This window comes from Nocardioides secundeburneus, assembly GCF_039939255.1.
Taxonomy (GTDB): domain Bacteria; phylum Actinomycetota; class Actinomycetes; order Propionibacteriales; family Nocardioidaceae; genus Nocardioides.
The window spans coordinates 20,549-33,083 of sequence record NZ_JBDUUE010000007.1 but is presented as its reverse complement, the minus strand read 5'-3'; the positions used below and the strand labels follow the sequence as shown (position 1 = coordinate 33,083).

Genomic DNA, 12,535 nt, shown 5'->3' with positions numbered 1-12,535 from the left:
ATCGCCGGCAGGCTCAGGCCGACTTCTTCTTCTTCGGCTCGGCCTCGCGGGGCACCAGGGTGGGGGCCGCCTCGCCCTCGACGACCTCGCCGGTGACGACGACCTTGGCGATGTCGCCGCGCGACGGCACGTCGAACATCACGTGGAGGAGGACCTCCTCGATGATGGCGCGCAGGCCGCGGGCGCCCGTGCCGCGCTCGAGCGCCTTGTCGGCGATGGCCTTGATGGCGTCGTCGCTGAACTCGAGGTCGACGCCGTCGAGTTCGAACAGCTTGCGGTACTGCTTGGTGAGCGCGTTGCGGGGCTCGGTGAGGATCTGGACCAGCGCTTCCTGGTCGAGCTTGTTGACGCTGGCGATCAGCGGGAGGCGGCCGATGAACTCGGGGATGAGACCGAACTTGGTGAGGTCTTCGGGACGGACGAGCGCGAGCAGGTCGTCCTGCGCCTTCTCCTCGGCGCCACGGACCTCGGCGGTGAAGCCGAGCGTCTTCTTGCCGACCCGCTGCTCGATGATGTGCTCGAGCCCGGCGAAAGCGCCACCCACCACGAACAGGATGTTGGTGGTGTCGATCTGGATGAACTCCTGGTGCGGGTGCTTGCGCCCGCCCTGGGGCGGCACCGAGGCGGTGGTGCCCTCGATGATCTTCAGCAGCGCCTGCTGCACACCCTCGCCGGAGACGTCGCGCGTGATCGAGGGGTTCTCGGCCTTGCGGGCCACCTTGTCTATCTCGTCGATGTAGATGATGCCCGTCTCGGCCTTCTTGACGTCGTAGTCGGCGGCCTGGATGAGCTTGAGCAGGATGTTCTCGACGTCTTCACCGACGTAGCCGGCCTCGGTGAGCGCGGTGGCGTCGGCGATGGCGAACGGCACGTTGAGCATCCGGGCCAGCGTCTGCGCCAGGTAGGTCTTGCCGCAGCCCGTGGGCCCGATGACGAGGATGTTGGACTTGGCGACCTCGACCACCTCGTCCTTGGCGTGCTTGCCGTTGCCGGAGCCGCCGCCGGGCTGGAGGCCGGCCTGCACCCGCTTGTAGTGGTTGTAGACCGCGACCGCGAGGGACTTCTTCGCCTGCTCCTGACCGATGACGTAGGAGTTGAGGAAGTCGAAGATCTCCTTCGGCTTGGGCAGCTCGTCGAGGCTGACCTCGGTGCCCTCGCTGAGCTCCTCCTCGATGATCTCGTTGCACAGGTCGATGCACTCGTCGCAGATGTAGACGCCGGGACCGGCGATGAGCTTCTTCACCTGCTTCTGGGACTTGCCGCAGAAGGAGCACTTCAGCAGGTCGCCTCCGTCACCGATGCGTGCCACGGGGGGTCCTCCTGGGGTCAAGACGATGGTCTGGATGTCGTGCGGGGTGCAGCCCCCCGACGGTACCCCGTGCCACCCCCGGCAGGGGACGGACACGGCGAACCGTCGGCGAGGTGTGCGCTCAGGCGAGCGCGGGGGTCTTCAACGACTCGAGCACGTTGTCGATGAGGCCGTACTCGACGGCCTGCTCGGCGGTGAGGATCTTGTCGCGCTCGATGTCGCGGCTGACCTCCTCGATGGACTTCCCGGAGTGGTCGCTGATCATCTTCTCGAGCAGCTCGCGCATGCGCAGGATCTCGTTGGCCTGGATCTCGATGTCGGAGGTCTGGCCGAACGTGCCCTCGGTGTAGGGCTGGTGGATCAGGATGCGGCTGTTGGGCAGTGCGAGGCGCTTGCCCTTGGCGCCGGCGGCGAGCAGGATCGCCGCGGCCGAGGCGGCCTGGCCCAGGCACACCGTCTGCACGTCGGGCTTGATGAACCGGATGGTGTCGTAGATCGCGGTCAGCGCGGTGAACGAGCCGCCGGGGCTGTTGATGTAGATGCTGATGTCCTGGTCGGGGTTCATCGACTGCAGGCACAGCAGCTGGGCGATGACGGCGTTGGCGATGTCGTCGCTGATCGGCGTGCCGAGGTAGATGATGCGCTCCTCGAACAGCTTGGTGTAGGGGTCGATGCGGCGGAACCCGTAGGAGGTCCGCTCTTCCCACTGGGGGATGTGATAGGTCATCTCGGGTTGCCTCTCAGTCCTTCTGGCGCGCGGGGCGCCCGTCGTCGGCGGCCTCGCGGGCGCTCTTGATGACCTGGTCGACCAGGCCGTACTCCTGCGCCTGCTGGGCGGTGAACCAGCGGTCGCGGTCGGCGTCGGCGATGACCTGCTCGACGGGCTGGCCGGTGTGCTCGGAGATCAGGTCGAGCAGCACCTTCTTGATGTGCAGCGACTGCTGCGCCTGGATCTTGATGTCGGAGGCCGAGCCGCCCATGCCGGACGACGGCTGGTGCATCATGATGCGCGCGTGCGGCAGGGCGTAGCGCTTGCCCTTGGTGCCGGCGCACAGCAGGAACTGGCCCATCGACGCCGCCAGCCCCATGCCGACCGTGGCGACGTCGTTGGGGATGTAGTTCATGGTGTCGTAGATCGCCATGCCGGCGTCGACCGAGCCACCGGGCGAGTTGATGTGCAGAAAGATGTCGGCCTCGGGGTCCTCGGCCGAGAGCAGCAGGAGCTGGGCGCAGATCGCGTTGGCGTTCTGGTCGCGTACCTCGGAGCCGAGGAACACGATGCGCTCGCGGAGCAGCCGCTGGTAGATGTGGTCGTCGAGCACGTTGAGCCCGGCGCCGCCACCCATGGAGTGGTCTGAGTACTGGTTCACGTCGCCGACCCTAGCCCGCGCCACGGACAGTTCCACGGGACGACGGCCCCTGTTCGCCACGAGCCGAATCGGCGTGCTCAGGCGCCGTTCTCGACCTCGCGGGTGAGGCGGGCGAGGGTCGTCGCCATGCCGGCCTCGAGCTCGTCGGCGTGCGCGACCGCGCCGCCGAGCAGGACGCCGGCGAACAGGCCGCTGGCCCGGGTCAGACGGCGCGGCACGGGCCGGCGGTGGACGACGCGGGTGCCGCCGTCGGCCGTGGGCTCGAGCTCCCAGATCCAGCGGGCCCCGCTCGAGCGGGTGTCCCACGCCAGGCGCCGCCCGGGCTCGAGCTCGGCGACGACGGACCGGGTCGGCCAGACCACGACCTTGCGCCGGTTGACGCCGACGTACTGCTGCCCGACGCGCAGGCCGCCGCGCAGCAGCGGCCACATCGCGAGCAGCTCCGGACTCCACGCCGGCATGCGCGACAGGTCGGCGAGCGCCGCCCAGACCGCGGCGGGCGCCGCGGTGGTCGTCGTCTCGACCCGCAGCTCGCGGTCGGCGGCCCCCGACGCCCCGCTCGGGGCCGTGCTCATGCCAGCCACGCGCGCAGGTGGCGCAGGACGACGGGGTGGTTGAGCAGGCCGAAGTGGTCGGTGCGCCCGACGTGCACGGTGTCGGCGCCGGGGAACAGCTCCCGCCCCCGCCGATCGCGCCCGTAGGCCGAGCGCGGTCGCACGAGCAGGTCGCCGACGACGTCGCCGACCGGGTGCCGCTCGCTCTCGGTGAGCGTCGCGCCGACCAGGTGGTAGCGGGCGTGCGGCAGCGGCGGGACGTCGTCGGCGAGGCCCGCGACGAGGTCGTGGACGCCGACCGAGCGCCAGTCGAGGAACCGGCCGAACGCCGCGGTCTCGGGCAGGCGCTGCAGGCCCCGGCTGCCGTGGCCCACGCCCCAGGCGATCGGGGCGCCGAGGTGCGGGGTGCCGAGCGTGACGACGTCGGAGACGAGGGTGTTCCAGTCGGGGTGGTCGGGGGCGGACGCCGCGACCGCACCGGCGGCCCGCACGACGAGCCCGCCGAGGGAGTGCCCGACGAGCGCGACCCGGGTGACCGGCACCGGCCACGCCTCGACCAGCCGTTGGACGAGCGCGGTCAGGGCGACGCCGTTGGACCGCAGCGACAGGCCGGTGTTGATGCGCAGGAAGACCGGCGTCCAGCCGTCGGCGGCGAGGGCCTCGCCGTAGGTGGTCCCGGTGCGGTCGCGGTGCAGGTCCCAGGACGACTCGTTCTCGCACAAGCCGTGCACGAACAGCACCACGCGGCCGGTGGCGGCCGGGAAGGCCCGGGCGAGCTCGTCGGGCTCGGGCTCGACGTCGGCGCCGTCGAGGCGCACGGCGGTCGGGATGGCCAGCTGCGGGCGCTCCTCGAGCAGGCGGTCGCCGATGAGGCCGTTGACCACCGAGGAGAGGAGGCGGCCGCGCGGTCCGGCCTCCAGGCGTGGGCCGAGGCCGGCCTCGGCGGCCTTGTCGAGCCCCTTGGACGCCGTCCGGAGCCCGAGGCCGAGGCCCTCGTAGACGGCGGCCGCGATGCCGCGGTGCACGACCTCAGGCACCGTGCCGGCCCCCCGGGTGGCGCGGTTGGTGAGGCCGTGGGCGCGGTCGGCCCAGGCCAGGTGGGTGTCGCGCGCGCTCTTGACGACGAGCTCGTCGGCGACCTCGGCGAGCAGCGACAGGGCGTCGAGGACGCCGGGGCCGGGCTGGGTCATGCGCCTCATGCTACGCGTGAGTGAACACCCGTGCACTCAGTGCACGCCGCCGCGTGGTGGTCGCCTCGTGGATCCCCCGGGTCTGCCCGAACGTCACTGGGGTGTGGAGCGGCTGTGGTTGGATTCGACACGTGATGACAGGGCGACACCGGCAGGCGGTGGTGCGGTGCTGCGCGTGACCCTGCGCGGTTCGGGACTCCCCACGGTCACCCTCGGTACCGGCGAGACCCTGCTCTTCGGCCGCTCCCCCCACCACGCCGTGCCCGACGACGACCCCGGCGACGCCCTGCGCGTCACCGCGATCGCGCTCCCCCGGTGCGCGCCGCACGTCAGCCGGCTGCTCGGCGAGCTCGTCGTCGGCGACGAGATCGCCCGGCTGCGCTGGCACGGCTCGGGCGAGACCCAGGTCTCCAGCCTCTTCGACGCCCCCGGTGGGGCGCGTCGCGTCACCATCACCGAGGGCATGTCGCTGCTGCTCGACGAGGGCGAGAACCAGCTCGTCGTCATGCGTGGGCGCCAGACCGGGCCCACCACCTACGACGACCTCGCCATCGTGGTCGACGTCGCCACCTCCGTGCCCGAGCCGGCCGCCCGTCCCAAGCCCGACGACGACCCCTACGCCGACCTCGACGCCACCGCCACGGCCCCCGCGCCGAAGCTGCCGCCGCTCTCGCGCGAGTGGTACGTCGCCCTCGCCCTCGCCGAGCCCTGGCTCACCGGCACCGACGACTACCCGCGCCCGCCGTCCAACCGCGAGATCTACGAGCGCGTGCTCGGCTGGCACGGCTACGCCTGGAACCTCGAGCGCGCCCAGCGGGTCGACGACGCCATCCGCACCATCTCCTCGTTGGCCTTCGGCCCGAAGGACGACCCGTTCAACGCCGGCCGCGGCCGTGCGCAGAACGTCCGCTTCGCCATCGGACGGCGCACCGCCGAGGTCCGCATCGTGACCGTCGACGACCTCGAGCAGGTCGAACGGGCCGCCGCAGCCCGGAAACTTCCACCGGTCGTCTCCTAGCCCGCGCCTCCGCGACGCGCCTAGCGTCCAGTCGTCACCGACGAACCGGACCACATCTCGAGGAGGCCCCATGGGCAGCAACATGAAGGGCATGGACACCGACGAGGCCCGCAACACCGCCAACCAGATGGGCGAGCACGCCGGCATGGTCGGCGGCGTGTGCCAGAAGCTCCTCGCCCGCGTCCAGGCGACCAGCTGGGTCGGCGCCGACAAGGACAAGATCGCCGACGACATCGGCAACAGCTTCATCCCCAACGCCAACGCGGCCTGCCGGGAGATCGAGACGCAGGCCGGCTACCTGATCGCGAAGGCCGACGAGCAGGACGCCGCCAGCGCCTGATTCCGCACGACACCGCGTAGCACCACTTCCTCGAGCCACCGACGCCACCCGGCGTCGGTGGCTCGAGCCGTTCGGGCGCCCCGACGAGCGCGCATCGGCCCCGACAGCACGGAAGTTTCCACCCGGCCTGCTCTCGACCCGGGGCGACCGCGCTGCCTAACTTCCTCACCAGCGGGCCACCCGCTCCCACCTCTTCCAGACCGCAGGCCTCAGACCAAGGAGCAGCACCATGGCGTTTCTCGGAGCCGACACCGACGAGCTGCGTGAGGTCGGGCAGGAGTTCGAGCAGGGCAAGGAGATCACCGACCAGGTGATCACCTACCTCAAGGCCCTCATCGCCCTGCTCAAGGCCGCCTCGTTCTTCTCCGGCGGCGCGAGCCTGGCCTACGCCACCTACCTCGAGACCACCGTCGTGCCGTGGCTCGAGAAGATCTCGATGGCGCTCGGGCTGTTCGCCAAGGTCCTCGGCTCCCAGGCCGACGCCCAGGACGAGGCCAGCAACGGCGGCACCGTCGACTTCGGCTCGCTGCCCAGCTACGAGACGCCGTCGCTGCCGGCCCCGATCACCCCCTACACCGGCGACCCGATCACCGGCGCCCCCGGCGCCAGCACGCCGACGTCGCCCGGCACCGGCAGCGAGACCGGCGGCGGCGCGCCGCTCGGCAACGGCACCGCCACCAGCGAGGGCCCCCGGCTCACGATCGGCGACAACGGCCACCTGATGATCGACACCGGCATCGACCTCGACGGCCCCGACGGCGCCAAGCCCGCCGACCCCGCCGTGCCGCTCGGCGGCGGCTCGCTCTCGCCCGGCATCAGCACCATGGCGATCGGCGGGAACCAACCCCCGCTCGTGGGCCACGACCTCACCGCCGCCCCCGACGCCTTCAAGCCGATCGGCAGCTCCGGTGGCATCGGCGGCGGCGTCCCGCTCGAGACCGGCTCGTCGGGCGGCTCGTCGGGCGGCTCGTCGGGCGGCTCGTCGGGCGGCTCCGTCGGCGCCCCCTCCGGCGGCGGCGTGCCCGCCGGCGGCACCCCGAGCGACTTCGGCGGAACCTCCAGCGGCGCCAGCATCGGCGGCCCGCTCTCCGACGGCGGCCTGGGCGGCGCGGCTCCCGGTGCCGACTCACTCGGCAGCGCCGGCGGCATGGAACACGCCAAGCCCGCCGGTGAGGCCAGCAGCGAGGGCACCTCCTACGGCGCGGCGGCCGGCATCGCCGGTGGCGCGGCCGCGCTCGGCCTCGGCGGCGCCGCCCTCGCCAGTCGCGGCGCCGGGGGCTCGGACACCAAGATCGACCAGCTGGCCAGCACCAACGGCCGCGGCTCGCGCGGCGAGGGCGTCCGCGAGCTCCAGGAGCGCCTGACCGCCGCCGGATACGACACCAAGGGGGCTGACGGCGCCTGGGGTCCGAACACCCAGGCCGCCTACGACGCCTACCGCGCCGAGCACCCGCTGCCCGTCCAGTCCGGCCAGGGCTACACCTCGCCCACCGGCTACGACTACCACGAGATCACCGGCGTGCGCGGCAACCCCAACGTCACTCCCGAGTTCCTGCGCCAGGTCGAGGGCATGAGCCAGCGCCTCGGCGCCCGGCCCGAGCACATCATGGCCGCGATGAGCTTCGAGACCGGTGGCTCGTTCGCCTCCGACGTCCGCAACCCGCGCTCGTCGGCCACCGGGCTCATCCAGTTCATGGACTCCACCGCCCGCGGCCTCGGGACGACGACCGGCGAGCTGGCCCGGATGTCGCCGACCGAGCAGCTGCAGTACGTCGAGCGCTACTTCGAGCCCTACCGCGGCCGCCTCGGCGACCTCGAGTCCGTCTACACCTCGATCCTCGCCGGCAGCCCGCACTCGGGCGACGAGGCCCTGTTCTCCCGCGGCGAGCGGGCCTACGGCCCCAACCGCGAGCTCGACGTCGACCGCAACGGCGTCATCACGGCCGCCGAGGCCACCGCACACGTCCGGTCCCGCATGGGCGCCGGCGGCAGCAACTAGCACCCACCACCCACCGCAGAACTCATCGAGATCAGCAACCACAGAGAAGGAGCAGTTCCATGGCCATGAAGGGTATGGATGTCGAGGCCGGCCGCCAGGCTTCCACGCAGATCAACCAGGGCTCGCAGGAGCTCGAGGCACTCACCGGTCGCATGACCCAGGTGATCCAGGGCTTCGAGTGGATCGGCCCCGACGCCGACCGCACCCGCGACTCGTGGAGCAGCGACTACGTCACCATGCTGCAGCGCGTCACCCAGTCGCTGCAGGAGTTCTCGACCCTGATCAACAACCAGGCCCAGGAGCAGGAGAGCGTCTCGGCCTGACGGCCCCGGCGCCTGCGGCGCCGTCAGAGGCGTGGAGCGCTTCGCGCGCTCATCGTCTGTTCCGTGCTTGCGTTGGACGGCCGCTGGGTATCCCAGCGGCCGTCTCTCATTTCGACCCGAAATGTCTAGACCACCCAGGAGCACCTGATGCAGAGCTGGACCCTCTCGCTGCGCACCGCGGCCGAGACCGGCCTCCCGTCGGTGGACGTCGCCGTCCAGGCGCGCGGCGAGGCGACGGTCGCCGACCTCGCGCGGGCGATCGGCAGCCACGTCGCGCCCGACCAGCCCCACCTGCTCCTCGTGCCCGTCGACGGCGGCCACCCGTGGCCGGCCGACCGGCTCGTCTCCGAGTGCGGGCTGCGCACCGGCGACCTGCTCGACGTCGTCACCGCTCCCCCGGCCTGGCTCACCCGGGTCTCCAGCTCGGCCCGGCCGCGCGCCGTCCTGCGGGTCACCGACGGGCCCGACCGCGGCCAGCGCCTCCACGTGCGCGGCAGCAGCCTCACCCTCGGCCGCGGCGCCTCGTGCACCCTGCGGCTCACCGACCCGCTGGTGAGCCAGCGGCACGCGCGCATCGTGCTCGGCACCCGGCCCGTGGTCTACGACGAGGGCTCGGCCAACGGCACCCTGGTCGGCGGCGAGCGCGTCGTCACCGGCCGCGAGATCGACTGGGGCACCCCGATCAAGCTGGGCCGCAGCACGCTCGTCGTCGACGCCGGCGAGCTGCCGACCGAGGCCCCGGTCGTCTCGGTCTTCCGCCCGCCGCGCTTCGGCGACCCGCTCGTCGAGACCGTCCTCGAGGTGCCGTCGCCGCCGACGAAGAACAAGCCCACCCCGATGCCATGGGCCATGCTGATGCTGCCGATGGTCATGGGCGTCGCGCTGTTCGCCCGCGCCCGCAGCCTCTACGCGATCATCTACATGACCGCCTGGCCGATCCTCGGCTTCCTCGGCTGGCGCCAGCAGAAGCGCGCGGCCGAGAAGCAGTTTCAAGAGGACCTGCGCGACTGGCGCCAGGACGTCGACGACTTCCTCACCCGCATCGACGAGCAGGCCGTGCGCCAGCGCGCCCAGTTCCACGACGACTACCCCGACGCCGAGACGCTGCGCACGCGGGCCGCCGCCCGCGACCCGTACCTGTGGGCCCGCTCCGAGAACCGCCAGGCCTTCCTGGTCACCCGCCTCGGCATCGGCACCGTCCCGGCGCTGCTGACCGGTGCGATCAGCGACGGCGGCGACCGCGCGACCCGCCGCGAGGTGCAGCAGGAGTTCGCCGAGCGCGAGCGGCTCGACGACATGCCCGTGCTCGCCGACCTCACCCAGCACCCGCTCGTCGCGATCACCGGCGAGCCGCACGCCGTCGACGCCCTCGTGCGCTCGATGATGCTGCGCCTGGCCTTCGACCACTCGCCCACCGACGTCAGCGTCGCGGGCTGCTTCGGCCGTGCCCGCGCCGGCCACGAGGCCTGGCTGCGCTGGCTGCCCCACGCGACGGCCCGCCTCGGCGGCGAGCCACCCGTCGCCGTCGGCGCCCGGGCGGCCACCGCCCTGCTCGACCACCTGGTCACCGAGGACGGCGGCCGCGGCCACACGATCGTCTTCGTCGACGAGGACGCCGGCATCGCCCGGCGCACCGTCGAGGCGGTCGCCGCCGTCGCCGCCGAGCGCCGCATCCACCTCGTCTGGCTCGGCCGCCTCGCCACCGAGGTGCCGGCCGCGACGTCGCTGCGCATCGACCTCGCCACCGGTGAGGTCGGCGTCGCCGACCGCCAGGGGATCGCCCACATCGAGACCCCCGACGCCGTCTCCCTCGACCAGGCCTGGCGGGCCGCCCGCCTGATGACCGCCTACGTCGACGAGGCCGCCGTCCTGCCGCCGTCGACGGCGATCCCCGCCGTCGTCCGCCTGCCCGAGCTCAGCGCCGACTTCGAGGACCTCGACGACGTCACCGCCGTCACCCGGCGCTGGCAGGCCTCCACCGGCCTGCGCGCCCAGATCGGCTCGGGCATCGACGGCGTCACCACGATCGACCTGCGCGAGGACGGCCCGCACGGCCTGGTCGCCGGCACCACCGGCTCCGGCAAGTCCGAGCTGCTGCAGTCACTGCTGTGCTCGCTCGCGCTCAACAACCCGCCGTCGCGGATGAACTTCCTGCTCGTCGACTACAAGGGCGGCGCGGCCTTCCGCGAGTGCGCCGACCTGCCGCACACGGTCGGCTACATCACCGACCTCACGCCCGCGCTCGTGCAGCGCGCGCTCACCTCGATCGGCGCCGAGATCAACTACCGCGAGCACCTGCTGGGCGAGTACGGCGTCAAGGACCTCGTCCAGCTCGAGCGCGAGCGACCCGACGTGGCCCCGCCGAGCCTGCTCATCTGCGTCGACGAGTTCGCCGCCCTCACTGCCGAGGTGCCCGAGTTCGTCGACGGCATGGTCAACATCGCCCAGCGCGGACGCTCGCTCGGCATGCACGTGCTGCTCGCGACCCAGCGCCCGCAGGGCGTGGTCACCGGCAACATCAAGGCCAACGCCGACCTGCGGATCTCTCTGCGCGTCTCCTCCCCCGACGACTCCCGCGACGTCATCGACAGCCCCGAGGCCGCCCGCATCTCCCGCCGGACGCCGGGCCGGGCCTGGATCCGCCGCACGGGCCACGGCACCGCCGAGCTCGTGCAGTCGGCCTGGACCGGCGCCCGCGAGCCCATGGCCGGCTCGGAGGTGCCGGTGCTCGTGCACCCGTTCAGCGCGGCGACCTCCTACGACGGCGCGGCCGGGCCGGAGCAGCGGCTGAACCCGCGCACCGACCTCGAGCGCTGCGTGCACACGATCAACGAGTCGTTCATCGTCTCGGGCGCGACCCCGCCCAAGCGTCCGTGGCTGCCGGCCCTGCCGTCGGAGCTGCCCCTCGACGTCGAGGCCCTGCGCGCCGGTGCCGAGGACCGCACGAGCGGCAACGTCGTCATCGGCCGCATCGACGAGCCAGAGGCCCAGCGCCAGCCCGAGCTCGCGCTCGACTTCGCCACCATCGGCCACCTGCTGGTGCACGGCGCGTCGGGCTCGGGCAAGACCGAGCTGCTGCGCACCGCGGCCCTGAGCGCCTCGATCGCCGACACCTTCGGCCGCTACGGCGCCGCGCCCTACATCTACGGCATCGACTTCGCCGGTGGCGGGCTCGCCGCCATCTCCGGCGTCCCGACCGTCGAGGCGATCGTCACCGAGAGCCAGCTCGGCCGGGTCATGCGGCTGATCCGGCTGCTGCGCCGCACCATGGACGAGCGGGCCCAGGCCCTGGCCGCGCGCGGGTGCGCCGACCTCGACGACCTGGCCCGGCAGGGGGCCGCGCTGCCCCGCGTCTACGTGCTCATCGACAACCTCCCGGCCCTCGTCGAGAACCTGGAGACCGGAGGAGGTGTAGCCCCGGCGCACGTGGAGAGACTGCAGACCGTGCTCCAGAACGGACGACGTGTCGGCATCCACGTGATCGCCACCGCACCCGGTCGCACCGGCGTGCCCACGTCACTCGGCTCCTCGTTCGGACGCCGCCTGATCCTGCGGATGACGACCGGCGACGACTACCTGATGCTCGGCGTCCCGGGCAACGTCCTCGACTCCGACTCGGCGCCCGGCGCCGGCCTCCTGGGCAAGCGCAGCGTGCAGGTCGCGACCACCGGCGGCGCCGGCACCCCGGTGCAGGCCGAGCGCATCGAGGTCGTCAACCGGCTGCTGGCCCCGCGCACCCAGGGCCGGGTCGCGGCCCCCGTGCCGCCGATGCCGGCCCGGCTCGACCAGGCCGCCCTGCCCGCCCCGCGGCGCTCGGTGGCCGCGGTCGCCGTCGACGCCGACGCGGTCGCCGTCCTCGAGGTCGACCTGCTCGCCGGCCCCGTGCTGATCGCCGGTCGCGCCCGCTCCGGACGCACCGGCGCGCTCGACGGCATCCAGGCCCTGGTCTCGCGCAGCGACCAGCCGCCGACCGTCATCCGCGAGGCCGACTACGGGGCCACGGCCGACGCCGTCACCCGGTGGTTGGCGGAATCTTCCGAGACTGGTTGGGCTCTCGTCATGGTCGACAACGCCCATCTCTGGGATGCTGGAGTCGGAGTCGACGAAGCACGCCGTGCCGCGCGGGACCGTCTCCTGGGCGATCTCGGCGCCCACAGCCAGCGCATCGGACTGGTCGTGACCGCCGACACCGCCCAGGCGAAGGCCCGGGGTGGTCCGGAGGGCCTGGTCGAGACCGCGCGCCGCACGCGTCGTGGGTTCCTCCTCACTCCGGAGTGGGCCGACGGCGACGCGCTGGGCGTGTCGATCCCGACCAAGACCACCGAGCCGCTCACCGGTCCCGGGCGCGGGGTGTGGTGCGACGGGGGAACCGCATGGGTGGCCCAGCTCGTCCATGCACAGGCCGGGCAGTGACCGACCGACCGTGGTGACA

10 protein-coding genes are annotated in these 12,535 nt (G+C 72.6%); 5 read left to right on the top strand and 5 right to left on the bottom strand.

The features are described 5' to 3' along the window. Positions 1-13 precede the first annotated feature (13 nt). The 5 genes from clpX to ABFT23_RS18925 form a co-directional block, all read right to left on the bottom strand. On the bottom strand, positions 14-1,309 hold the full coding sequence (gene clpX, locus ABFT23_RS18945) for an ATP-dependent Clp protease ATP-binding subunit ClpX (protein ID WP_347898021.1): 1,296 nt from the start codon (positions 1,307-1,309) through the stop codon (positions 14-16). Between the two features lie 121 nt (positions 1,310-1,430). Continuing rightward, positions 1,431-2,036, bottom strand: coding sequence for an ATP-dependent Clp protease proteolytic subunit (locus tag ABFT23_RS18940; protein WP_347898019.1), 606 nt, complete (start codon positions 2,034-2,036; stop codon positions 1,431-1,433). Between the two features lie 13 nt (positions 2,037-2,049). Further along, positions 2,050-2,655, bottom strand: coding sequence for an ATP-dependent Clp protease proteolytic subunit (locus ABFT23_RS18935; protein WP_347898638.1), 606 nt, complete (start codon positions 2,653-2,655; stop codon positions 2,050-2,052). A 101-nt stretch (positions 2,656-2,756) separates the two neighbouring features. Continuing rightward, entirely contained in the window at positions 2,757-3,254 is a 498-nt protein-coding gene (locus tag ABFT23_RS18930; RefSeq protein WP_347898017.1) for an SRPBCC family protein, read from the bottom strand. After that, complete coding sequence (locus tag ABFT23_RS18925; protein ID WP_347898016.1) at positions 3,251-4,423, bottom strand: esterase/lipase family protein; 1,173 nt, start codon at positions 4,421-4,423, stop codon at positions 3,251-3,253. The genes ABFT23_RS18930 and ABFT23_RS18925 overlap by 4 nt, the downstream gene beginning before the upstream one ends. A gap of 166 nt (positions 4,424-4,589) precedes the next feature. On the opposite strand from ABFT23_RS18925, the gene ABFT23_RS18920 reads away from it, so the two are divergent. The 5 genes from ABFT23_RS18920 to ABFT23_RS18900 all read left to right on the top strand — a co-directional run bounded on the left by ABFT23_RS18920 (position 4,590) and on the right by ABFT23_RS18900 (position 12,516). Next, positions 4,590-5,441 (top strand): hypothetical protein, encoded by an 852-nt coding sequence (locus ABFT23_RS18920; protein WP_347898014.1) that lies wholly within the window; start codon positions 4,590-4,592, stop codon positions 5,439-5,441. A gap of 70 nt (positions 5,442-5,511) precedes the next feature. Beyond that, complete coding sequence (locus ABFT23_RS18915; protein WP_347898012.1) at positions 5,512-5,781, top strand: hypothetical protein; 270 nt, start codon at positions 5,512-5,514, stop codon at positions 5,779-5,781. Between the two features lie 229 nt (positions 5,782-6,010). Continuing rightward, positions 6,011-7,780: a peptidoglycan-binding domain-containing protein gene (locus ABFT23_RS18910; RefSeq protein ID WP_347898010.1), complete on the top strand. Its 1,770-nt coding sequence runs from the start codon at positions 6,011-6,013 to the stop codon at positions 7,778-7,780. A 59-nt stretch (positions 7,781-7,839) separates the two neighbouring features. Next, complete coding sequence (locus ABFT23_RS18905) at positions 7,840-8,103, top strand: hypothetical protein (protein WP_347898008.1); 264 nt, start codon at positions 7,840-7,842, stop codon at positions 8,101-8,103. A 147-nt stretch (positions 8,104-8,250) separates the two neighbouring features. Beyond that, a complete protein-coding gene (locus ABFT23_RS18900) occupies positions 8,251-12,516 on the top strand; it encodes an FtsK/SpoIIIE domain-containing protein (protein ID WP_347898006.1) in 4,266 nt (1,421 codons plus the stop codon). The last annotated feature ends 19 nt before the right edge of the window (positions 12,517-12,535 follow it).